22 protein-coding genes and 1 other annotated feature are annotated in these 23,029 nt (G+C 35.0%); all 22 genes read left to right on the forward strand.

The window, feature by feature from the left end; all coding sequences use genetic code 11:
• The first annotated feature begins 137 nt into the window (after nucleotides 1-137).
• The 22 genes from BN2144_RS11330 to sigK all read left to right on the forward strand — a co-directional run bounded on the left by BN2144_RS11330 (nucleotide 138) and on the right by sigK (nucleotide 22,812).
• Nucleotides 138-788, forward strand: coding sequence for a YczE/YyaS/YitT family protein (locus tag BN2144_RS11330; protein ID WP_094763123.1), 651 nt, complete (start codon nucleotides 138-140; stop codon nucleotides 786-788).
• Between the two features lie 14 nt (nucleotides 789-802).
• A complete protein-coding gene (gene cymR / locus BN2144_RS11335) occupies nucleotides 803-1,225 on the forward strand; it encodes a cysteine metabolism transcriptional regulator CymR (protein ID WP_033828329.1) in 423 nt (140 codons plus the stop codon).
• Nucleotides 1,226-1,264: 39 nt separating this feature from the next.
• Nucleotides 1,265-2,410: a cysteine desulfurase family protein gene (locus BN2144_RS11340; protein WP_033828330.1), complete on the forward strand. Its 1,146-nt coding sequence runs from the start codon at nucleotides 1,265-1,267 to the stop codon at nucleotides 2,408-2,410.
• Nucleotides 2,411-2,436: 26 nt separating this feature from the next.
• Nucleotides 2,437-3,549, forward strand: coding sequence for a tRNA 2-thiouridine(34) synthase MnmA (mnmA, locus tag BN2144_RS11345; protein ID WP_033828607.1), 1,113 nt, complete (start codon nucleotides 2,437-2,439; stop codon nucleotides 3,547-3,549).
• A 145-nt stretch (nucleotides 3,550-3,694) separates the two neighbouring features.
• Entirely contained in the window at nucleotides 3,695-6,082 is a 2,388-nt protein-coding gene (recD2, locus tag BN2144_RS11350) for an SF1B family DNA helicase RecD2 (protein WP_033828331.1), read from the forward strand.
• Nucleotides 6,083-6,303: 221 nt separating this feature from the next.
• The gene (locus tag BN2144_RS11355) at nucleotides 6,304-6,498 is read left to right on the forward strand and encodes a hypothetical protein (protein WP_033828332.1); all 195 of its coding nucleotides are present in this window, start codon (nucleotides 6,304-6,306) and stop codon (nucleotides 6,496-6,498) included.
• A 288-nt stretch (nucleotides 6,499-6,786) separates the two neighbouring features.
• Nucleotides 6,787-7,854: an AI-2E family transporter gene (locus tag BN2144_RS11360; protein ID WP_033828333.1), complete on the forward strand. Its 1,068-nt coding sequence runs from the start codon at nucleotides 6,787-6,789 to the stop codon at nucleotides 7,852-7,854.
• A 67-nt stretch (nucleotides 7,855-7,921) separates the two neighbouring features.
• Nucleotides 7,922-8,143 (forward strand) — a binding site (T-box leader).
• 74 nt (nucleotides 8,144-8,217) lie between these two features.
• Nucleotides 8,218-10,851, forward strand: a complete 2,634-nt coding sequence (alaS, locus tag BN2144_RS11365) for an alanine--tRNA ligase (RefSeq protein WP_033828334.1) — start codon at nucleotides 8,218-8,220, stop codon at nucleotides 10,849-10,851.
• A 77-nt stretch (nucleotides 10,852-10,928) separates the two neighbouring features.
• Entirely contained in the window at nucleotides 10,929-11,198 is a 270-nt protein-coding gene (locus tag BN2144_RS11370) for an IreB family regulatory phosphoprotein (RefSeq protein ID WP_033828335.1), read from the forward strand.
• The gene (gene ruvX, locus BN2144_RS11375; protein ID WP_033828336.1) at nucleotides 11,198-11,614 is read left to right on the forward strand and encodes a Holliday junction resolvase RuvX; all 417 of its coding nucleotides are present in this window, start codon (nucleotides 11,198-11,200) and stop codon (nucleotides 11,612-11,614) included. Before BN2144_RS11370 ends, ruvX begins: the two co-directional genes overlap by 1 nt.
• 47 nt (nucleotides 11,615-11,661) lie before the next feature.
• Nucleotides 11,662-11,943, forward strand: coding sequence for a DUF1292 domain-containing protein (locus BN2144_RS11380; RefSeq protein WP_033828337.1), 282 nt, complete (start codon nucleotides 11,662-11,664; stop codon nucleotides 11,941-11,943).
• Nucleotides 11,944-12,333: 390 nt separating this feature from the next.
• Entirely contained in the window at nucleotides 12,334-13,467 is a 1,134-nt protein-coding gene (mltG, locus tag BN2144_RS11385; RefSeq protein ID WP_033828338.1) for an endolytic transglycosylase MltG, read from the forward strand.
• Between the two features lie 255 nt (nucleotides 13,468-13,722).
• Entirely contained in the window at nucleotides 13,723-14,358 is a 636-nt protein-coding gene (locus BN2144_RS11390) for an O-methyltransferase (RefSeq protein WP_033828339.1), read from the forward strand.
• Between the two features lie 18 nt (nucleotides 14,359-14,376).
• Nucleotides 14,377-15,306, forward strand: coding sequence for a peptidase U32 family protein (locus BN2144_RS11395; RefSeq protein ID WP_033828340.1), 930 nt, complete (start codon nucleotides 14,377-14,379; stop codon nucleotides 15,304-15,306).
• Nucleotides 15,307-15,319: 13 nt separating this feature from the next.
• Nucleotides 15,320-16,588 carry a peptidase U32 family protein gene (locus tag BN2144_RS11400; RefSeq protein ID WP_033828341.1) on the forward strand — a complete coding sequence of 423 codons (1,269 nt, stop codon included), beginning with the start codon at nucleotides 15,320-15,322 and terminating at the stop codon, nucleotides 16,586-16,588.
• Between the two features lies 1 nt (nucleotide 16,589).
• The gene (gene udk, locus BN2144_RS11405; protein WP_033828342.1) at nucleotides 16,590-17,225 is read left to right on the forward strand and encodes a uridine kinase; all 636 of its coding nucleotides are present in this window, start codon (nucleotides 16,590-16,592) and stop codon (nucleotides 17,223-17,225) included.
• A 102-nt stretch (nucleotides 17,226-17,327) separates the two neighbouring features.
• On the forward strand, nucleotides 17,328-17,804 hold the full coding sequence (greA, locus tag BN2144_RS11410; protein ID WP_033828343.1) for a transcription elongation factor GreA: 477 nt from the start codon (nucleotides 17,328-17,330) through the stop codon (nucleotides 17,802-17,804).
• Between the two features lie 146 nt (nucleotides 17,805-17,950).
• Complete coding sequence (locus BN2144_RS11415; protein ID WP_033828344.1) at nucleotides 17,951-19,708, forward strand: peptidoglycan D,D-transpeptidase FtsI family protein; 1,758 nt, start codon at nucleotides 17,951-17,953, stop codon at nucleotides 19,706-19,708.
• Nucleotides 19,709-19,823: 115 nt separating this feature from the next.
• Entirely contained in the window at nucleotides 19,824-20,483 is a 660-nt protein-coding gene (locus BN2144_RS11420; protein ID WP_042337867.1) for a YrrS family protein, read from the forward strand.
• 14 nt (nucleotides 20,484-20,497) lie between these two features.
• Complete coding sequence (mtnN, locus tag BN2144_RS11425) at nucleotides 20,498-21,190, forward strand: 5'-methylthioadenosine/S-adenosylhomocysteine nucleosidase (protein ID WP_033828609.1); 693 nt, start codon at nucleotides 20,498-20,500, stop codon at nucleotides 21,188-21,190.
• Between the two features lie 440 nt (nucleotides 21,191-21,630).
• Nucleotides 21,631-21,867: a YrhC family protein gene (locus BN2144_RS11430; RefSeq protein ID WP_033828345.1), complete on the forward strand. Its 237-nt coding sequence runs from the start codon at nucleotides 21,631-21,633 to the stop codon at nucleotides 21,865-21,867.
• A 231-nt stretch (nucleotides 21,868-22,098) separates the two neighbouring features.
• Nucleotides 22,099-22,812 (forward strand): RNA polymerase sporulation sigma factor SigK, encoded by a 714-nt coding sequence (gene sigK, locus BN2144_RS11435; RefSeq protein ID WP_033828346.1) that lies wholly within the window; start codon nucleotides 22,099-22,101, stop codon nucleotides 22,810-22,812.
• The last annotated feature ends 217 nt before the right edge of the window (nucleotides 22,813-23,029 follow it).

The following is a 23,029-nucleotide window of genomic DNA, read 5'->3' on the forward strand; positions in this document are numbered from 1 at the left end:
CACCTTAAGTTTTTTATCGAACTAGCTGGATTATCCTTCTTAAGAATAAAGTGAAAGCAAACACTGTAGTTAACAATAGAAAAGTATGTTATAATAGCAAAATGGTTATTGCTATGCATAATAAAGGGGACAGAAAAATGTCAAAACTTGAACGTACTGTACAATTCATTATTTATTTTTTCGGCATCATCGTTATGTCTTTTGGAATTGTACTTACGATTAAAGCTGATATTGGAGTTGCTCCGTGGGACGTTTTGCATATCGGCTTATATAAACAGTTTGGACTTACGATTGGAACTTGGAATATTATTGTTGGTATTTTTATATTAGCAATATCTAGCATAATAATGAAAAAATGGCCACAATTTGGGGCTTATTTAAATATGATTTTTGTAGGTTTATTTATTGACGTGTTTATGATTATTCCTATTGAACCATCAGTCATCGTATATAAGCTACTTATACTCATTAGTGGGATTTTTTTATTAGCTGTTGGAATGGGAATATATATTTCCGCTCAATTTGGAACGGGACCACGAGATAGCTTAATGATGGCACTTCATGTAAAAAAAGGATGGAAGGTTGCGAATGTTCGATTAATTATGGAAGTGTCCGTATTAATCGTTGGTTGGCTTTTAGGTGGGCCGGTTCATGTAGGGACGATTATTATTAGTTTATTCATTGGTCATATTTCAGGATTAACAATTCCTTATTTTTATAAAAAGACCGAGCTGCTAAGGGAACTGATTCGTACAAGGCAGGAAAAAAATAATGAAATGGTTATGTAATAGGAGTGTATTAGATGAAAATATCGACTAAAGGACGCTATGGATTAACAATTATGATTGAATTAGCGAAAAAGTATGGGGAAGGGCCAATTGCATTAAAATCAATTGCTAAAGCGAATAACTTGTCTGAACATTACTTGGAACAAATTATTTCCCCCTTAAGGAATGCGAGCCTAGTGAAAAGTATTCGTGGAGCGTATGGAGGATATACTTTAGCAGATGACCCAGCAAAAATTACTGCAGGTGATGTGATTCGGGTTCTAGAAGGGCCAATTCAGCTAGTTGAGGGAATTGAGGATGAAGAACCTGCGAAAAGAGAATTATGGATGCGGATTAGTGATGCAATAAAAAATGTGTTAGACTATACAACTTTGGAGGATTTAGCAAGCCATTCCGAAGCAGATACAAATGATCAAGGATATATGTTTTATATTTAAAAATAAATGATAAAAGGAACAATAAAGTAGGTGGAAAAAATGGAAAGGATTTATGTGGATCATGCGGCTACTTCACCTATTCATCCAGAAGTAATTGAAGTAATGACAAATGTGATGCAAAATACGTTCGGGAATCCTTCAAGCATCCATTCATTTGGTCGTGAAGCACGCAGAATAATCGATGATGCAAGAGCTACAATAGCAAAGTCAATAAATGCTGATTTTCAAGAAATTATTTTTACAAGTGGTGGAACAGAAGCAGATAATATGGCGATCATTGGCACCGCGCTCGCAAATAAAAACAATGGAAAACATATCATCACGACGAAAATTGAACACCATGCCGTATTGCATACGTGTGAAATATTGGAGAAGAATGGCTTTGAAGTGACCTATTTGCCTGTTGATAATAATGGCTTAGTACGTATAGAAGATGTGAAACAAGCTTTACGTGAAGATACGATACTCGTTTCGATTATGTTTGCAAATAATGAAGTTGGTTCAGTTCAGCCAATCGCAAAAATTGGAAAACTATTAGCGAATCATTCAGCTTATTTTCATACAGATGCTGTTCAAGCTTATGGTATATTGCCAATTAATGTACAAACATTAGGAATTGATTTATTATCTGTATCTGCCCACAAATTAAATGGTCCAAAAGGTGTTGGCTTTTTATTTGCTAAACATGGATTGAAGTTAACTCCTTCACTATATGGTGGAGAACAAGAAAGGAAACGCCGAGCTGGTACTGAAAATGTCCCTGCCATTGTAGGATTTAAAAAAGCAGTTGAACTCAGTCAACGAGAAATGGAGAATAAGTATTTACATTATGAACAATTACGGACGATATTTATCGATACGTTAAAAAATAATGATGTTGAATGTACCGTTAATGGTGCACAAGATGCGCGGCTGCCACATATTGTAAATATTAGTTTTCCAAATACAAATGTTGAGCAAATGCTTGTTAATCTTGATTTAGAGGGAATTGCTGCATCAAGTGGATCAGCTTGTACAGCTGGATCCTTAGAACCAAGTCATGTGTTAAAAGCGATGTATGGGCGTGATGCGAATGAATTAACTAACTCCATTCGCTTTAGTTTTGGTTTTGGGAATACGATTGATCAAATAAAAATAGTTGCTGAGAAAACAGCGAACATTGTCAAACGGTTAACAAAAGAATAGGAAGACAGAGATTGGCGGTGAACAAAATGAAAGAACCAAAAGATATTCGTGTTGTTGTTGGTATGAGTGGTGGGGTAGATTCTTCGGTTGCTGCATATTTATTAAAACAGCAAGGATATGATGTAATCGGCGTATTTATGAAAAACTGGGATGATACAGATGAATTTGGCGTATGTACAGCGACAGAAGACTATGAAGACGTGATTCGTGTATGTAATCAAATCGGCATTCCTTATTATGCAGTTAATTTTGAGAAAGAATATTGGGATAAAGTATTTACTTACTTCCTTGATGAATATAAAGCTGGTCGGACACCAAATCCAGATGTAATGTGTAATAAAGAAATAAAGTTTAAGGCTTTTTTAGACCATGCGATGAAACTTGGGGCAGATTATTTAGCAACGGGTCATTATGCTCAAGTAAAATATATAGACGGTGAATTTAAAATGCTCCGGGGAAAGGATACAAATAAAGATCAAACATACTTTTTAAACCAGCTTTCCCAAGAGCAAATTTCAAAAGTGATGTTCCCAATCGGTCATATGGATAAAAAGCGTGTACGTGAAATTGCTGCAGAAGCGAATCTTGCAACTGCAACAAAAAAAGATAGTACAGGAATTTGTTTTATTGGTGAACGTAATTTTAAAGAGTTTTTAGGTAAATATTTACCAGCACAGCCTGGCCGAATGGAAACATTAACAGGAGAAATGAAAGGTTTCCATGAAGGACTCATGTACTATACGATTGGACAACGGCATGGGTTAGGAATTGGTGGTTCTGGAGATCCGTGGTTTGTCGTTGGAAAAGACTTGAAGAGAAACGTCTTATTAGTTGGACAAGGATACGATCATGAAGCCCTTTATTCTGATTCAATAATTGCTACAAATATTAGTTGGGTTTCAAATGTTGATAAACCTACCCAATTTAAATGTACAGCAAAATTCCGTTATCGTCAGCCTGATCACGGTGTAACAGTGACGTTGTTAAATAGCAATCAAGCAAAGATTGAATTCGATGAACCGATTCGAGCCGTTACACCAGGTCAAGCGGTTGTATTTTATGACGGTGAGGAATGTCTTGGTGGCGGAACAATCGATCAAATTTTTAAAAACAAAGAACGTTTAACATATGTTGGATAAAAGAGGGGATCAGCGATTATTTGCTGGTCCTCTATCCTTTTTAATCCTTTTTCTATATAATGTATGTTGAAAGATTTACATCATACGAAAGAGCACTTGATTTAATGTATTACTTCGTTTTAAATTTGTTAAAAAGGGGGTTCAGATGCCGGTGGAAGAAGAACAATTTATTAAAGGTCGCCCAATTGTAACGATTTTTCATAATGAACAAAATCTATATACTGTTTTACGAGTTCGGGTTGATGAATCTAGTGAAGAAGGAATTAAAAAAGACGCTGTTGTGACAGGCTACTTCCCCCGATTATATGAAGAAGAAACATATATTTTTTATGGGCGACTAACAGAACACCCGAAATATGGTCCACAGTTTCAAGTAGAACATTTTCGTAAAGACCTTCCGAAGTCAAAAGAAGGGGTCATTCAATATTTATCTAGTGAGTTATTTAAAGGAATTGGTAAAAAAACGGCGGAAAATATTGTCGAAGCGCTTGGAGAAAATGCGATTGAACGCATTCTTAAACAACCCTCACTGTTAGATACCGTTCCTAAACTACCAGGTGATAAAGCAAAACTTTTACATGAAACCCTCCTTGAACATCAAGGGCTGGAACATATCATGGTTGGACTAAATCAATATGGATTTGGCCCGCAGTTATCGATGAGAATTTATCAGACGTACAAAGAGCAAACGATGGAAATTGTTGAACATAATCCTTATAGATTAGTAGAAGATATCGAAGGAATTGGTTTTGGGCGGGCTGATGAACTAGGATTTAAGCTTGGGTTACAAGGAAATCACCCAGACCGTGTAAAAGCAGGATGTTTATATACATTAGAAACAAATTGTATTCAGGAAGGTCATTGTTTTTTAGAAAAGGAGTCATTTATACAGGCTGTGAAAACGTTGCTTGAATCAAATCAACCCGAAGAAATTTTCCCTGAAGATATCGATTATGAATTATTAAAGTTAGAAGAGGAAGGGAAAGTTGTTGTTGAAGAGGAACGCGTTTTTTTACCGTCTGTTTATTATTCCGAAAAAGGTATTGTTACGAACATTAAAAGAATTTTAGAACAGAAAGAATATGCGGATCAATTTCCAGAATCGGAGTTTTTACTAGCTCTTGGCGGTCTTGAAGAACGACTCGGAATTCAATATGCACCTTCGCAAAAAGAAGCGATTCAAACAGCTTTGTCGAGTCCAATGTTAATTTTAACCGGAGGACCAGGTACGGGGAAAACAACCGTAATTAAAGGAATTGTTGAACTATATGCAGAATTACATGGTTGTTCCTTAGACCCAAAAGATTATAAAAAGGAAGAAGTATTTCCATTTGTATTAGCTGCTCCAACAGGGCGTGCAGCAAAACGAATGGCTGAATCAACCGGCTTACCTGCTGTAACGATTCACCGTTTATTAGGGTGGAACGGGACGGAGACGTTTGATTATAATGAAGAGAATCCGATTGAAGGCAAAATCATGATTATTGATGAAATGTCAATGGTTGATATTTGGTTGGCACATAATCTTTTCAAAGCACTCCCTCCTCATATACAAGTAATTTTAGTTGGTGATGAAGACCAGTTACCATCGGTTGGACCTGGTCAAGTATTAAAGGATTTACTAGCTTCTAAACAAATACCAACCGTCCGTTTAACCGATATTTATCGCCAAGAAAGTGGCTCTACAATTATTCAACTAGCTCATTCAATAAAAAATGGGACGATCCCGAATGATATAAAAAAACAGCAGAAAGATCGTTCCTTTTTATCATGTCATACGACACAAGTTATTGATGTAGTAAAGCAAGTCGTTCTTCATGCAATGAATAAAGGGTATACGTCAAAGGATATACAAGTTTTAGCGCCGATGTACAGAGGACCTGCAGGAATTGACGAACTGAATAAAGTTCTACAAGAAATTATGAATGGAATAACGAACGAACGCCGTAGGGAGATGAAATTTGGCGACAATATATATCGAGTTGGAGACAAAGTATTGCAGTTAGTAAATCAACCAGAAAAAAATATTTTTAACGGTGATATTGGAGAAGTGATAGCAATTTTCTTTGCAAAGGAAACAGAAGAAAAAGTTGATCAATTAGTTGTTTCTTTTGATGGGAATGAAGTTACATTTCAAAGACAAGATTTGAACCAAATTACGTTAGCGTACTGCTGTAGCATTCATAAATCTCAAGGAAGTGAATTCCCAGTTGTCATTCTTCCTATTGTACGAGGATATCATCGAATGCTACGTCGGAATTTAATTTATACTGCAATTACAAGGAGTAAAGAAAAGCTAATTATATGCGGAGAAGAAGATGCATTTCGAACAGCTGTCAATCAAACTGATGATAACTTGAGAAATACAACTTTACAACAACGTTTAGTTGGCAAATTAAAAACAACAAAAACTGAAATCTGTGAATTGGTTACAAATGAAATGTCTTATGAAGAACGATTAATGAGTGTTGATCCAATGATTGGGATGACGAATATTACTCCTTATGATTTTGTAGTCGAAAATGATGGATGAGAGATCGAGTTATGAAGTGTATAAGAAGAGATCTAGGTGCCTTAAGTTTGAAAAAAGTGTGAGGGTTACGTATATTGTCTCTCACTTTTTAAAACAAATGAAGATAGGAAAAAAATCATCGGTAATTTTGTATAATAAATAAGGCGAAAAATGTTTACATTTCCACAATTTTGTCCAAGCTGTTAATACAAAACTATTTTATTGTATCTTGAGGTGAAATTGTGGAATTAGCATGTCCAAATTGTCGTAGTAAGGATATTGGTAAAATCGGTATTAATCAATATTATTGCTGGAATTGCTTTATTGAGCTATCGATATCTAAAGGAGTTATACATACACATCAAGTAGAAGAAGATGGCTCGCTTTCCTCCCTCGACGATTTATTTTCAGAAGAAGACCGTCGTTTCCATGCTTGAGTGAAAAGTTTGATATTTCAAAGTCTCCTAGTAGTACTGTAGGGGACTTTTTTGGCTATTAGGAAAGTATTCATTTTTCAATTTCTACTTCCTATCTGCATAGGCGCACAAGGTAGGCTCTAGCAGCATGAACTGCAGCAAAAAGAGCTTTATCGGCGAACGATAGTCTCTCGCCTGCGCCTAAAGGTTGAAGCAATGAGTTTTCTATATTTTTATTAAAACGAACCAAAACCTATGCATAAAATGATGACACAATCCCAAAACTACTTTTGCGGGAGAGTGTTGTTGATGGATATTAAAGTAAAATGGTTTTATCGTTTAGGCTTTTTACTTCTATTATTCGTAGTCCTATTTATATTTATTAAATTAGCTCCAATGTGGGAACCAGTTGTTCAAATTTTCATTACAGTATTATTGCCATTTATTATTGCAGGGTTTATCGCATATTTATTGTATCCATTAGTAGATAAACTTCATAAAAATGGGTTGCAACGTTGGTTATCTGTTTTTCTTGTTTATGTCCTATTTTTTGGTGGAATTGGTTATGCCGTTTATAAAGGTATTCCGATATTTATAAAACAACTTAAAGATCTATCAGAAAATGTCCCGATGCTTATCGACCAGTACGAGATGTGGGCGAATTATATTGAGAAAAAAACGAAAACATGGCCACTTGGCATTCATGAACAAATCGATGCCGGTTTTGATAAAATTAACGATGGAATAGAACGGTTCATTGATCGGGTGCTAAACTTCTTTTTATGGCTTTTTGATCGCTTTTTTTTACTCCTATTAATTCCATTTATCGCCTTTTATTTTTTGAAAGATATTGCTTATATAAAATCTACTTTTTGGTCATTTATTCCGAGAAAATGGCGAAAACAAACCTCTATTTTTCTTGAAAACGTAGAACAATCATTAGGCAATTATATTCGGGGGCAATTAATTGTTTGCGCAACAGTTGGAATTATTGCTTCAATTTTTTTCTGGATTATTAAAATCGATTATCCTTTGTTACTCGGCTCAATTATTGGTATTACGAATGTCATTCCGTATTTCGGTCCGTTTATCGGTATCGTCCCGGCAGCTATCATTGCCTCACAAATATCAATTAAAATGGTTATTTTTGTTGTTCTCTTTTTATTTTGTCTCCAATTTGTAGAGGGGAATATTCTTTCACCTTATATTGTTGGTAAATCGTTACGAATGCACCCACTATTAATTATGTTTTCAATTTTAATTGGTGGAGAAATTGGTGGAGTGATTGGATTAATATTTGCTGTCCCAATTGTTGCAATTATAAAAACTACTTTTATGCAAGCGTTCGAACAATTTAGAAATCGAAACACCGTGTAATTTCTAGTCTAATTTGACAACTTTTGATTCAAATAATAGAATAGTGAATAGTATAATTCGAATAAGTTCTAATACGTTGATGGAACGAGTATGTCACATATGAATCCAATTCATAGAGAGGAGTTTCCTTGGCTGAAAGAAATTCCAGGAAAGTACGTGACAGAAGGCTACTCCTGAGTGCAGCTAATCCCTGCCGCAACTCTTGCGTTAAAGAGGTAGAGTGATGGAAGTAAGTATGATGCTTTCATAACTAGGGTGGTACCACGGATATAAACTCTTCGTCCCTAACTTTTCTGGGAGAAGAGTTTTTTTGTTTTTTTTTTATAAGAAAAGGAAATGAATAGTTGAAGGAGGAACTTTAAAATGAAAAAACTAACAAGCGCAGAAATTCGGCGTATGTATCTAGAGTTTTTTAAAGAAAAGGGACATACAATTGAACCTAGTGCTCCATTAATTCCACATGATGACCCATCTTTATTATGGATTAATAGTGGGGTTTCGACATTAAAGAAATATTTTGATGGTCGGGTGAAGCCAGAAAATCCGAGAATTACGAACGCACAAAAATCCATACGTACAAATGATATTGAAAATGTTGGTAAAACAGCACGCCACCATACTTTTTTCGAAATGCTTGGGAATTTTTCCATAGGTGATTATTTTAAAGAAGAAGCAATTATCTGGGCTTGGGAATTTTTAACGAGTCCGAAATGGATTGGCTTTGAACCTGAAAAATTATCCGTTACTATCCATCCGGAAGATGACGAAGCATATAAAATTTGGCATGAGAAAGTAGGTGTTCCTGAAGAGAGAATTATTCGCTTAGAGGGAAACTTCTGGGATATAGGAGAAGGACCTAGTGGACCAAATTCAGAAATTTTCTATGATCGAGGTCCTGCGTACGGTAATGATGATAACGATCCGGAATTGTATCCAGGAGGGGAAAATGAACGGTATTTAGAAGTGTGGAACTTAGTATTCTCCCAATTTAACCATAATCCAGACGGTACATATACTCCTCTACCAAAGAAAAATATTGATACTGGGATGGGTCTTGAAAGAATGGCATCAGTTATTCAAGACGCGAAAACAAATTTTGAAACAGACCTTTTCATCCCAATTATTCAAAAGACAGAAGAAATTGCACAGGTGAAATATGGGAAAAATGATGAATTTGATGTTGCATTTAAAGTCATTGCAGACCATATTCGGACAGTTACTTTTGCAGTCGCTGATGGTGCCTTACCATCGAATGAAGGGCGTGGCTATGTATTACGTCGCCTTTTAAGACGAGCGGTCCGTTATGCAAAACAAATTCATATCGAACGGCCATTTATGTATGAATTAGTACCAGTTGTTGGAGAAATCATGGAAGACTATTACCCGGAAGTAAAAAGTAAAACAGAATTTATTCAAAAAGTTGTCAAGAATGAAGAAGAACGATTTCATGAAACCTTGAATGAGGGACTTTCTATTTTAACGGAAGTAATGAATAAGGCAAAAGCAAAAAACCTAGATATGGTGCAAGGCAGTGATGTATTCCGCTTATATGATACGTATGGATTTCCAGTTGAATTAACCGAAGAATATGCTCAAGATGCTGGGTTAAAAGTTGACCATAATGGGTTCGAAAGGGAAATGGCGCTGCAAAGGGAACGGGCACGTAAAGCTCGTCAAGATGTAGATTCCATGCACGTTCAGGGCGGTGATTTAGGTGATATAACTGTTCCTAGTACGTTCGTTGGTTATGAGACGCTTGAAACAGATGCAGAAATTGTTGCATTACTTAAAGATGGAAAGTCAATTTCAAGTGCTACAAAAGGTCAAGAGGTACAGCTTATATTAGATCGGACACCATTTTACGCGGAAAGTGGTGGACAAATTGCAGACCGTGGAACGATTACAGCAGATCATCTTGTATTGGAAGTACTTGATGTACAAAAGGCGCCTAATCGGCAAAACTTACATCGTGTTCGTATAATAGAAGGGAATGTAGAAGTAAGTCAAAAAGTATTTGCAAAAATTGATGCAAAGAATCGTTTACGAATAACAAAAAATCACTCAGCAACACACCTACTCCACAAAGCTTTAAAAGAAGTACTTGGTGAGCATGTTAACCAAGCTGGATCTTTAGTTGAACCTGACCGTCTACGTTTTGACTTTTCACATTTCGGTCAAGTAACAGAAGAAGAATTATTAAAAGTAGAAACAATTGTTAATGAACAAATTTGGGCGAGCTTACCAGTTGAGATTATGGAAAAACCGATTGATGAAGCAAAAGCAATGGGAGCAATGGCCTTGTTTGGTGAAAAATATGGTGAGATTGTCCGTGTCGTAAAAATTGGTGATTACTCTATTGAACTTTGTGGTGGTTGCCACGTGCCAAATACGGCTGCAATTGGATTATTTAAACTCGTTTCTGAAACAGGAATTGGAGCGGGAACTAGAAGAATTGAAGCAGTAACGGGTGAAAAAGCATACCATTACATGACTGAACAAATTCAATTACTCAATGAGACGGCGCATAAACTTAAAGCTAATGTGAAAGATGTTCCAGAAAAAGTTGATTCGTTGCAAAAAGAAATGAAAGAATTGCATAAGGAAATCGAATCATTAACAGCAAAATTAGGAAATATAGAAGCAAAAAATATAATTAGTAAAGTAAAAGGTGTGAATGGTGTCAAACTGCTTGTAAGTCAAGTGGAGATTAGTGAATCGAATCAGTTACGAACAATGTTAGACGAATTAAAACAAAAAATTGAATCTGGTGTCATTGTTTTAGGTGCAGTGTTAGATGGGAGAGTTCAATTAATTGCTGGTGTTACAAAAGACCTAACTTCAACCTATCATGCAGGGAAATTAATTAAAGAGGTTGCAAGTATTTGTGGCGGCGGCGGCGGTGGACGTCCTGATATGGCCCAAGCTGGTGCAAAAGACCCAAACAAATTGAATGAAGCATTACAATTTGTAGAAGATTGGATAAAAAAGATTTCATAATTAGGACAAGTAGTGTAAAATAGTGTAAAATAAAGTCACAAGATCGCTACCAAAGTTTGAACGGAGGTGCATTTCCTATGAGTTCACTTGATCGAACGATGCAATTTCATTTTCCAGAAGAGCCAATAGACCAGGAAGTTCAAAAAGTGCTCTTACAAGTGTTTTCAGCATTGGAGGAAAAAGGTTATAATCCAATTAATCAAATTGTAGGTTACTTATTATCTGGTGACCCCGCTTATATACCAAGACATAAGGATGCGAGAAACATTATTCGTAAATTAGAAAGAGACGAGATTATCGAGGAATTAGTGAAATTTTATATACAAGAGCATCGTGAGGAAATGTAATGCGTATACTAGGACTAGATGTCGGTTCAAAAACAATCGGTGTTGCAGTTAGTGATGAGTTCGGCTGGACTGCACAGGGGTTAAAAACGATACAAATAAAGGAAGAAGAGCAGCAATCAGGATTACCTGAACTAGAAGAGATTATTAATGAATATAATATTGAGAAGATTATCGTTGGTTTGCCGAAAAACATGAATGGTACAATAGGCCCACGTGGTGAAATTAGTTTGCAATTTGCGGAAGTCTTGAAAAACAAATTCCATATACCAGTGGAATTATGGGATGAGCGGTTGACAACAATGGCTGCTGAACGGGTGTTGCTATCTGCTGATGTTAGTCGGAAAAAGAGAAAACGAGTCATTGATAAGATGGCTGCGAGTTTAATTTTACAAGGTTATTTAGATAGCCAGTCATAAGTTCATAGTAAAATATCCCGACGGATTGGGATCTAGGAGGATTATAAATGGAACACGGTGATAACCATATTACAGTCATTGATGAAGATGGTAACGAAGAATTATGTGAAATACTATTTACGTTTGAATCTGAGGAATTTGGGAAATCTTATGTTCTCTATTACCCAGTAAGCGCTGAAGACGAAGATGAAGATGGAGAAATTGAAATACATGCATCGAGCTTTATTCCAGGTGAAGAACAAGGAGATTTAAAGCCAATTGAATCAGATGAAGAATGGGATCTTATCGAGGAAATGCTAGAAACCTTCCTAGGAGAAGATGAAGAATAGTAACCATTTTGAGAAAGGCTGTTTTCTTAGAGCGTATTGCTTTTGGGAAAAATTTACTGTGGAAGATTTTGGTGGCGAATTCGCGATTACGTTAATCACTTGACTATGTATGATGTTACTTCAAGAGATAAATTTGCTTAAGACGTAACCTGCAGGAAGAGCCCGTCTTAGTGAATAACAACATAGTTTTCAAGAACAGCCTTCAGAAAAAATAATAAGCTGTCCTAAAAGAAATGTATGACATCTATTGGAATAGTAGATGAACATTTCTTTCGGACAGCTTTTTTTATAATATAAGTAAAAATAAACGAATATTTATAGTATAATAATCCAGGAAAGAAAGTTTCGAGTACTTTTTACATTTTTCGCACTCCCATAAGGAGGTTTTCAATGGATAAGAATGAAAAGAAAAAGTTAATGGAAATAAAAATGCAAGAAAAATATACCGAGGCAAAGACTGTAAGAAAAATAGTATTTTTAACTACAGCGATTATTATATTATTAGTCGCTGGTATTTTCACAGGTGGATATCTTTATGTGAAAGGGGCATTAAAACCACTTGATCCTAATAGCAATAAAGAAATTAAAGTAGAAATCCCATTAGGATCTGGCACGTCTGATATTGCAGCAATATTAGAAGACAAGAAAATTATTAAAGATGAACATGTTTTTAAATATTATGTAAAGTTTAAAAATGAATCTGGTTTCCAAGCAGGGACTTATCAATTGTCACCTTCTATGTCTTTTAATCAAATTATAAAAAGTTTAAAAACCGGACGTGTTCATAAAAAAGCAGTGGTAACAATTTCGGTACCTGAAGGATTAAAATTAACTGAAATTGCAGCGATTATTGCAAAACAAACAAAGTATAGTGAAAAAGAAGTACTCGACAAAGTAAATGATAAAAAATTTATCGAACAGGTCATGGAACAATATCCTGATTTAGTAACGAAAGATGTTTTTGGTAAAAATATTAAGTTTCCATTAGAAGGCTATCTTTACCCAGCTACGTATCATTATTATGAAAAGAATCCTCCTCTTGAAGAGATTTTGCTTACGATGATTAAGAAAACGAATGAAATTGTTGATGAGTACCGTGTTGACATAAATAAAAAAGAAATGTCTGTTCATGAAGTACTAACGGTTGCTTCTTTAATTGAGGAAGAGGCGACAAAAGAAACAGACCGGAAAGCAATTTCTAGTGTATTCTATAATCGAATCAAGGCAGGTATGCCATTACAAACGGACCCAACAGTCATTTACGCGATTGGCAAACATCGAGAGCGACTCACCTTTAAGGATTATTATGAAGTGGAGGATCCATATAATACGTATTTAAACACGGGATTACCGCCTGGGCCAATCGCAAATAGTGGAAAGGTTTCGATAGAGGCAGCACTTTATCCAACAAGCACAGACTATTACTATTTCTTAGCAACTGCTGACGGAAAAGTACTATTTTCAAAAACGTTAGAAGAACATAATGAAAAATATGCGGAACATATAGAGAAGAAAAATCATTAATTTTATATAAAGATGGTTGTTTTCTCATAGATTATTTCTTCAACAAAGCTTATGAAAACAGCAACTTTTTTGATGAATTGAGTTGGACCTTCTACCTTTACCTTTTTACATTTTTATGGTAAAATAATACCCGTATATTTTTAATATGTAAAACAGTGTCATTCATAAAGGGATTATCGGTTAATTAAACCACCTTTATAATGACCTTTTTTCTTGTATTAGCGGATTTGCATGTACTTTGAAGGAGAAACATGAATGATTGATGAACATTTATTAAAATATTTATATGACCAACTACCCGGAGTTAAGCCGTTATATAGACAGATAGAACAATATGCTAGTGAGAGGAACGTTCCAATTATGGATCGTTACAGTATGGAAACTGTCCTCCAAATCTTACGAATATACCAGCCAAAGACAATTTTAGAAATTGGTTCTGCGATTGGCTATTCTGCATTACGAATGGCGGATGAAACTGGTGCGAAGGTAGTTACAATCGAGCGGGATGAAGAGCGATTCGTACAAGCAGAGCAAAATATTGCTCGTGATCATAAAGAAGACCAAATTGTTTTAATAAAAGGGGATGCATTCGAAGTTGTAACTCAAGTTCGTGCATATGCCCCTTTTGATTGTATTTTTATTGATGCTGCAAAAGGACAATATCAAAAGTTTTTTGAACTTTATACTCCTTTTTCTAATGATCGCAGTTTAATTATTACGGACAATGTTTTATTTAAAGGGTATGTTTATCGCGACGATGGAGAGAATAAACGTTTACAAAAATTAGGAAAGAAAATTGATCGATATAATGACTGGTTAGTTCATCATCCTGATTATCAAACAATTATTTTACCTGTTGGAGACGGTATAGCGATAAGCTTGAAAAAGTAATTCTATTGAGGTGGTAAAATGAGAAAACCCGAACTTTTAGTCACACCAACTCGTGTGGAAGATATAACTTCATTAATTGAAGCAGGGGCGGATGCGTTTTTAATTGGTGAAGTGAGATATGGTCTTCGTTTAGCTGGTGAATTTAAAAGAGACGATGTTATAAAGGCAATTGAAATAGCACATGCCGCAAACTGTAAAGTATATGTGGCAATGAATGCGATTTTTCATAATGAAAAAGTAGACGAGCTAGAGGATTATCTTCAGTTTTTACAAAATGCAGGTGCAGATGCTGTTGTTTATGGTGATCCTGCTGTTTTAATGGCAGCAAAAACCGTAACTCCACAAATGAAGTTACATTGGAGTACGGAAACATTGGCAACAAATTGGTATACTTGTAACTATTGGGGGAGAAAAGGAGCAGCACGTAGCGTTTTAGCTCGTGAATTAAGTATGGATGAGATCATTGAAATTAAAGAAAATGCGGAAGTAGAAATAGAAATTCTTGTCCATGGAATGAGTTGTATGTTTCAATCAAAACGTTCTTTATTAGGTAATTATTTCCAATACCAAGGAAAGTCTATGGAAATAATTCCTTCAGAAGACAATGGGAATTTATTTTTATATGACCCAGAACGGAATAGTAAGTATCCGGTTTTTGAAGATGAAAACGGAACTCATATTATGAGTGCGAATGATATTTGTATAATTGATGAACTACAAGAGCTTATTGAAGCAGGGATTGATTCATTTAAGATAGACGGTATTCTTAAATCAACAGACTATTTAGTTGAAGTAACAAAACTGTATCGAAAAGCAATTGATTTATGTGTTGAGAATACAGATCAGTACGATGAAATGAAAAATAATTGGTTAGAGAAAATAGAGGAAATTCAACCGAAAAATCGTGGCATTGATACAGGGTTTTTCTTTAAAGAGACGGTTTATTAAGAGGAGGAAAAATATGACTCAATTACTTGATCATATTTCAGAAATAAGAAATGGTAAACGAGTAATCATAAAAAAGCCTGAATTGTTAGCACCAGCAGGTAATTTAGAAAAATTGAAAATTGCAGTGATGTATGGTGCAGATGCAGTTTTTATCGGTGGACAAGAGTATAGCCTTCGTTCGAACGCCGATAACTTTACGTTGGAAGAAATAAAAGAGGGCGTTAATTTTGCAAAACAATATAATGCAAAAATATATGTAACAACAAATATCATTGCACATAATGAAAATATTTCGGGTCTAGAGTCTTACTTGTGTGGTCTAGAAGATGCAGGAGTTTGTGGAATTATTGTTGCTGATCCACTAATCATCGAAACAGCAAAAAGAGTTGCTCCAAAATTAGAACGCCATTTAAGTACACAGCAATCTTTATCTAACTGGCGGGCAGCCCAATATTGGAAAGAAGAGGGACTTGAACGGGTTGTTTTAGCACGAGAAGCAACGGCAGATGAAATGAAGGAAATTAAAGAAAAAGTAGATATTGAAGTTGAAGTGTTTGTTCATGGTGCGATGTGTATTGCCTATTCAGGCCGATGTGTACTAAGTAACCATATGACAGCGCGCGATTCCAATCGTGGTGGTTGTTGCCAAAGTTGTCGCTGGAATTATGATTTGTACAGACAAGATCAAAATGAAGAACAGCCTTTATTTGCCGATAATGATGCACCTTTTGCGATGAGTTCGAAAGATATGAACTTATTGCGATATGTTCCAGAACTAATTGAAATGGGAATTGACAGCTTTAAAATTGAAGGCAGAATGAAATCTATTCATTATATCGCAACAGTAGTTCGTGTTTATCGAAAAGTAATTGATGCCTATTGTGCTGACCCTGATCATTTTATTTTTGAAGAAGAATGGATGGACGAGCTTGCCAAATGTGCCAACCGTGAAACAGATTATGGATTTTATGAAGGATTACCAGGATATCAACAGCAATTATTTAATGAAACAAGACATAAGCCATCACATGATTTTGCAGGGATGGTGTTGGATTATGATGAAGAAACAAAAATGGTTACACTTCAACAAAGGAACTTCTTTAAAGTGGGCGATGAAGTTGAATTTTTCGGGCCGAATATAGAGAATTTTACGATGAAGATTAAAGACTTATACGATGAAGAAGGAAATATGCTTGATGCGGCAAGACATCCTTTACAAATCGTCCGTTTTCAAGTGGAGAAGCCCCTTTATCGTTATAACTTAATGCGAAAGGAGAACTAAAATGCAGCCTAAACCTGTCATTATAGGGATAGCTGGTGGTTCTGGATCAGGAAAGACTAGTGTAACAAAGGCAATTATTGAACGGTTTGGAGAAGAGTCAATCGCTCTAATTGAACAAGATGCATATTATAAAGATCAAACTGACAAACCTTTTGAAGAACGGTTGAAGACAAACTACGACCATCCACTTGCATTTGATACAGATTATTTAATTGAACATCTTGTTCAATTATTACATTATAAGGCAATAGAAAAGCCGGTTTATGATTATACCATTCATACAAGATCAAAAGAAACCGTTCATATCGAGCCGAGGGAAGTCATTATTTTAGAAGGTATTTTAGTTTTGGAAGATGAGCGATTACGTAACTTAATGGATATTAAGTTATTTGTCGATACAGATGCCGATCTTCGAATAATTAGAAGGCTATTACGGGATACAAAGGAACGTGCACGTACGATGGATTCGGTTATTGATCAATATTTATCTGTAGTAAGACCGATGCATAATCAATTTGTAGAACCAACAAAAAGATATGCAGATATTATTATTCCAGAAGGTGGTCAAAACAAGGTCGCAATTGATTTAATGGTGACTAAAATTCAAACAATTCTTGAACAAAAGTCCTTTTTATGAAACAATAGGTAGTACATCTTTTGTAACTTGGTTCTTTCATAACTAACCATTTTGTTTACTATAAATAAAGTAGTACTCGATAAAAAATAAGGAGTGTTATATATGGTACAAGAGAAACAATATCCAATGACAAAAGAGGGTAAGGAAAAACTTGAGCAAGAACTAGAACATTTAAAGACGGTTAAACGGAAAGAAGTAGTCGAAAGAATTAAGATTGCCAGAAGTTTTGGGGATTTGTCCGAGAACTCTGAGTACGATTCTGCAAAAGATGAACAAGCTTTTGTAGAAGGACGAATTGCTCTACTTGAAAAAATGGTACGAAATGCGGTCATTATTGAGGATAGTGAAGCAAATAGTGATACAGTTACTCTAGGGAAATCTGTTACATTTATAGAATTGCCAGATGGTGATGAAGAAACGTATACAATTGTTGGTAGTGCAGAGGCTGATCCTTTTGAAGGTCGAATTTCCAACGATTCACCAATAGCAAAAAGTTTAATTGGTAAAAAAATTGGTGATCAAGTAACAGTTCAAACGCCTGGTGGAGAAATGCAAGTGAAAATAACAAATGTTCAATAATGAAGGCTATTTTCTTAAAAGTTGTTGCTTTTGAAGAAGTCATTTATTATAGTTGTTCTTTTTCATAGGAATGAATTGTTTAACTATTTTCATATATCTCGATTAAAAAATACCCCTTACGTCAACAATGGTAAGGGGTGATTTTCGTGTTTAATAGACGTTTTATTTTCATTGGTACATTATTTTTAATTGGTTTAATCATTCTTCTTGGAAGATTAGCGCAAATTCAATTAATTGCTACGGAAAATTTTACCGATCATAACATAAATTTAATTGAGGAAAGTGTTAAACAAAGATCACAAGAAGTGGTTATCGATAGTGGTCGTGGAAAATTTTATGACCGCAATATGGTTCCGCTAACTCATAAAGCAGTCCCTTCACTTATATTATTCCCTTTTTTAAAACGCATGGAATGGGATGTTAAAAAAGTAGCGGATATTATTCATGTCAGTGAGTATGATCTTTTACGAGCGCTTGATGAAGCAAAAGAACCAATCGTCTATGGGGACCCTGAACCACTTGAACTAACAGATAAACAAATGACGGAAATCAATCAATTGAAAATACCAGGAGTATTTGCGGTAAAAAAACAATTTGATCGAAAATTCCCACCAGCTGCCCAACTACTTGGAATCGTTGGACAAAATAAGGAGGAACTAAAAAAAAGGTACCCAGATAAGAAGTTACCAATCAATACGTATATAGGAATTTCCGGTCTCCAAAAAAGTTTTGATGAATTTTTACTTCAAGAAGAAAATACAAAACTAATCTATCATGTTGATGGACGTGGTGGACCATTATTCGGTATTGATGTAAAATATACAGACCCATCCAATCCATTTTATCCTGTTACTGTACAAACAACGGTTGATGATCATATCCAACGTAAAATGGAGAATATAGCCGACCAACATCAAATGAATAAAGGTGGCATCATTTTATTAGATATTGAAACAAATTCAATTTTAGCCAATGTCTCAAGACCTAAAATGACTGAATCTGACCCTTTTGCAAATAACGGTGCGAAAAACTATATGTTAACAGCCCAAATTCCAGGGTCTGTTTTTAAAACGGTTATTGCTGCAGCTGCTATCGATAATCAATTAGTATCTCAAAATCGTACGTTTGATTGTAGTCGAACAATTCATGGAGAAATTGATCAAAAATATCAACATGGAGTAATTAACTTTACGAAAAGTTTTGCTGTTAGTTGTAATAATACGTTTGCGACTTTAGCAGCTGAATTACATACAATAGACAATCATATAATCGAAGAGTATGCGAAAAAATTAGGTCTTGTTGAAACAGTCGGTTGGCAAGGTGATGTCTATCACTTTGAAAATTTTAAACAATTAGTAGACGAGGAAAAAGGATATCTCTATTTAGATAATCATGAAAGGCGAGATAGAAAACTTGCACGTCAAACGGGAATCGGTCAACAAAATGTAAGAATTTCACCCCTTGCTGCTGCAAATATGATGGCAACAATCGCTCGTGGGGGAGAAAAAAAGCAAGTGCGTGCAGCCTTGTCTGTTCGTTATAAAAATGGCAGTATACTGTATAACTTTCCAGAGAAATCATTAAGGGGAGAAAATTTATCACCATATACAATAAGTAAATTACAACAATTACTACGAGAAGTTGTCAAAAACGAGGATGGAACAGGAAGAAGTTTAAAGAATGCCCCGTATGAAGTAGCTGGAAAATCAGGTACAGCACAAACGTATCATTATGATGAAAATGGACAAGAGCTATTAAATAAATGGTTTGTTGGATATTTTCCTTTTAATAAACCGAAATATGCATTGGCCGTTGTTAATTTAGACGTTTTATCCAATGAAGGATCAGTAACACCAATCTTTAACGATGCTGTTCGTTTTTTGTATGAATATGATCATAAATAGGTTTTGACAAAATCAGATTCCCTTGTAAAAATAATGATATGTAAGTTTAACTGTACAAAAAACTCATAAACATGAATAATGAGATTATATGTAGATTAGATTGGGGGAATAGTATATGGCTAATCAAAATCCACCATCGCGACAAAACTTGAGAAAACATTCCAAACAAAAGAAAGTAAATTTAATATTAAATATTTCTATTGCTGTTGTATTCTTATTAATTGTTGTCGTTGGCTGGTCAATCATTTCTTCACAGAAAGATGTAAATGAAACTTCAGGGAACAAACATGACTCTCAAAAAATAGAAAAAGTAGAGGATAAAGGAACTGCTAAAAAAGATAATACGAATAACGCCACAACTGATAAAGAACCTAAGACAAAGGAAGACTCCGAAGAACAAAAAGATGATGAATCTTCAACGGAAGAAGAAGTCGAAACAGTTGAAAGTGATGATCCAAATGTGATTGAAGCCAAAATAAATAATAATTGGCAACCTATAGGAACTAGTCAAACTGGTGAGCATACAACAAAGTATGATAAAGGAACAACAGATCGACAAGAAATGGAAAAAGCATTAAGTTATGCAACAGGAGTTAGTACAGATAATATGATTGTTTGGTGGCTAGAAAATGGTGGAACGCCAAATAAAAATGTGATTGGAACAATTTCCACGAAAGACTCAACAAAAATTTATCGTGTTTATTTGGAATGGGTCGATGGTGAAGGATGGAAACCAACAAAACTTGAACAATTAAAAGAAAATGATAAGAGATAATGGGAGTGTCCGAAGTGAAGTTAGCTATTATTGGAGCAATGGAAGAAGAAGTTACAATTATAAGAGAGAAATTAGAAAATCGACAAATAGAAGTGGTGGCAAATAGTGAATTCACTTCAGGTTCCTATGGCGGAAAAGAGATTATTTTATTGAAATCAGGTATTGGTAAAGTGAATGCAGCGATGTCAACTGCGATATTATTGGAACGGTACCAACCAAATATCGTAATAAATACAGGGTCGGCTGGGGGCTTAAATCCTAAACTTAATGTTGGTGATATCGTTATTTCAACAAATGTCTGTCATCATGATGTAGATGCGACTGTATTTGGCTATGATTTCGGACAAGTTCCTCAAATGCCGAAAGATTACGCTGCTGATGAAAAGCTGGTTGCTCTTGCAGAGGAGTCAACAAATATTCTAAAAGAAATTTCGGTTACAAAAGGATTAATTGCCTCTGGTGACTCATTTATGAGCGACCCTGAACGAGTAAAAATGGTTGCCCAAAAGTTCCCTGGATTACAGGCAGTTGAAATGGAAGCCGCTGCCATAGCACAAGTAGCTTATCAATTTCATACACCTTTTGTCATCATCCGTTCTTTATCTGATATTGCTGGAAAAGAATCGGACATATCTTTTGATCAATTTTTGCATATAGCAGCACAAAATTCAGCAGATCTTGTATTAGAAATGATAAAAAACATGTAATTTTACTCAGTAAAAGTTCCACTATTTGTTATATGTGAGGAATAATTGTAAAAGACATGTCATTGAGTCGTAACGAAAAAAATGAATGGAATGAATGGTTTATTAAGTGAAAAATGCGTAAGTGAAAGATACAATTCTATCACTTACGCATTTTTTGGCAATTAGGAACGTATAAATTTCCAAATTTCTATTTTCCTATACACATTAGCGGTACAAGAAAGGCTCTATCAACATACAATCAAAGCCGAAAAAACTCTCTTTTATATCAAGCGAACTCTAGCCTCTCGCTTCGCCAAGGCTTGTGCGCGAATAGAGTTTTCTTTATCGATACAGAAAAACATGGTATCGAATACGGTGATTTCCTAAATTTACATCAATACAGTTTCATTATTTCATGTTAATCTATTAATAGATAAGCGAATAGATTAGAAGGTGAAACAGTGAATAATGCTGAAAAACTTTTAAATAAACTACATGATTTTAAAAATTATGCAATTGTATTAACTGCGATTAGCACCTTTTTATACATTGGTCTCATTCTTAAAGGAAGTCAATTAACAGATACTAAATTATATCTCGTCACCTGTGGCATGGTTATAAGTTTATTATTTGCTTTTGTATTTTTTAGAAGAGCGTTAGAATGTAAAAAGAAATTAAACGAAATAGAAGATGATTAACAAAATTTCATATTATCATTGTGGGCTGTCCAAATGGTACAGCTCTTTTTCTGCACTCCAATTACTATCCTATATGCTCAAGCCAACTACGGTTTTGCTTTCGTCAAGGCTTGTGGTCCATGAGTTCTCTTAAAATGGAACATACACTTTTTTAAGTGGACATACACTTTTTCTTCATTTCTGACATAGGTATACCTTATAGGCAGTGGAAATTTCATTGGAGGTGTATTCATGTCAGGGATTTTTTCTGCAATAGCTGTCCTCTTTAAAGAGCTTATTTTCTTTGTGTCATATGTGAAAAATAATGCCTTCCCGCAACCTTTATCACCAAGCCAAGAACGAAAATACTTAAAACTTATGGCTGAAGGGGATAAAGAGGCGAGAAATATGTTAATTGAGCACAATTTAAGACTGGTTGCTCATATTGTAAAAAAGTTCGAAAACACTGGAGAGGATCAAGAAGATCTTATATCTATAGGGACCATCGGCTTAATAAAAGCCATTGAAAGCTTCTCAGATGGAAAAGGAACAAAATTAGCTACATATGCTGCTAGATGTATAGAAAATGAGATTCTGATGCATTTACGGGCACTAAAGAAGACGAAAAAGGATGTTTCACTACATGACCCAATTGGGCAAGATAAAGAAGGGAATGAGATTAGTTTAATCGATGTATTGAAGTCAGATTCTGAAGATGTCATTGACACAATTCAATTAAATATGGAGTTGGAAAAAGTTAAAGAATATATTCGTGTGCTTGATGATCGAGAAAAAGAAGTAATAATCGGCCGTTTCGGTCTCGGGATGATGAAGGAAAAAACCCAACGTGAATTGGCAAAAGAATTAGGTATATCACGGAGCTATGTTTCACGAATTGAGAAAAGGGCGTTAATGAAAATGTTCCATGAATTTTATCGGGCGGAAAAGGAAAAAAGGAGCAATTAAACAATTTTTTGATTGTAAAAAACGGCAATGTTGAAAGCTTTTCCAAAAGTTAAACAAGATTATTCATATTTCATGTGAAAAGGGGCATCCAGAAGTCTGAAATACGACTCTAGATAGCTCCTTATTTTCGCTACCAAATAAATTTTGGTAGCGATACCTCATATTAGCAAATGTTTTTTGTTCAGTGCTGTTTTGCCCTCGCAAAAGGAATGGATGC

Origin of the sequence: Bacillus andreraoultii, from assembly GCF_001244735.1 — a bacterium.
Lineage (GTDB): Bacteria > Bacillota > Bacilli > Bacillales > Caldibacillaceae > Caldifermentibacillus > Caldifermentibacillus andreraoultii.

Bases quoted from the DNA above. Each gene is read 5' to 3' on its own strand.
- BN2144_RS11340 (WP_033828330.1), top strand. From the start codon at position 1,265: ATGGAAAGGATTTATGTGGATCATGCGGCTACTTCACCTATTCATCCA.
- recD2 (WP_033828331.1), top strand. From the start codon at position 3,695: ATGCCGGTGGAAGAAGAACAATTTATTAAAGGTCGCCCAATTGTAACG.
- BN2144_RS11370 (WP_033828335.1), top strand. From the start codon at position 10,929: ATGAGTTCACTTGATCGAACGATGCAATTTCATTTTCCAGAAGAGCCA.
- greA (WP_033828343.1), top strand. From the start codon at position 17,328: ATGGTACAAGAGAAACAATATCCAATGACAAAAGAGGGTAAGGAAAAA.
- mnmA (WP_033828607.1), top strand. From the start codon at position 2,437: ATGAAAGAACCAAAAGATATTCGTGTTGTTGTTGGTATGAGTGGTGGG.
- BN2144_RS11420 (WP_042337867.1), top strand. From the start codon at position 19,824: ATGGCTAATCAAAATCCACCATCGCGACAAAACTTGAGAAAACATTCC.
- BN2144_RS11390 (WP_033828339.1), top strand. From the start codon at position 13,723: ATGATTGATGAACATTTATTAAAATATTTATATGACCAACTACCCGGA.
- BN2144_RS11360 (WP_033828333.1), top strand. From the start codon at position 6,787: ATGGATATTAAAGTAAAATGGTTTTATCGTTTAGGCTTTTTACTTCTA.
- BN2144_RS11400 (WP_033828341.1), top strand. From the start codon at position 15,320: ATGACTCAATTACTTGATCATATTTCAGAAATAAGAAATGGTAAACGA.
- BN2144_RS11395 (WP_033828340.1), top strand. From the start codon at position 14,377: ATGAGAAAACCCGAACTTTTAGTCACACCAACTCGTGTGGAAGATATA.
- BN2144_RS11330 (WP_094763123.1), top strand. From the start codon at position 138: ATGTCAAAACTTGAACGTACTGTACAATTCATTATTTATTTTTTCGGC.
- sigK (WP_033828346.1), top strand. From the start codon at position 22,099: ATGTCAGGGATTTTTTCTGCAATAGCTGTCCTCTTTAAAGAGCTTATT.
- ruvX (WP_033828336.1), top strand. From the start codon at position 11,198: ATGCGTATACTAGGACTAGATGTCGGTTCAAAAACAATCGGTGTTGCA.
- udk (WP_033828342.1), top strand. From the start codon at position 16,590: ATGCAGCCTAAACCTGTCATTATAGGGATAGCTGGTGGTTCTGGATCA.
- BN2144_RS11380 (WP_033828337.1), top strand. From the start codon at position 11,662: ATGGAACACGGTGATAACCATATTACAGTCATTGATGAAGATGGTAAC.
- mltG (WP_033828338.1), top strand. From the start codon at position 12,334: ATGGATAAGAATGAAAAGAAAAAGTTAATGGAAATAAAAATGCAAGAA.
- cymR (WP_033828329.1), top strand. From the start codon at position 803: ATGAAAATATCGACTAAAGGACGCTATGGATTAACAATTATGATTGAA.
- alaS (WP_033828334.1), top strand. From the start codon at position 8,218: ATGAAAAAACTAACAAGCGCAGAAATTCGGCGTATGTATCTAGAGTTT.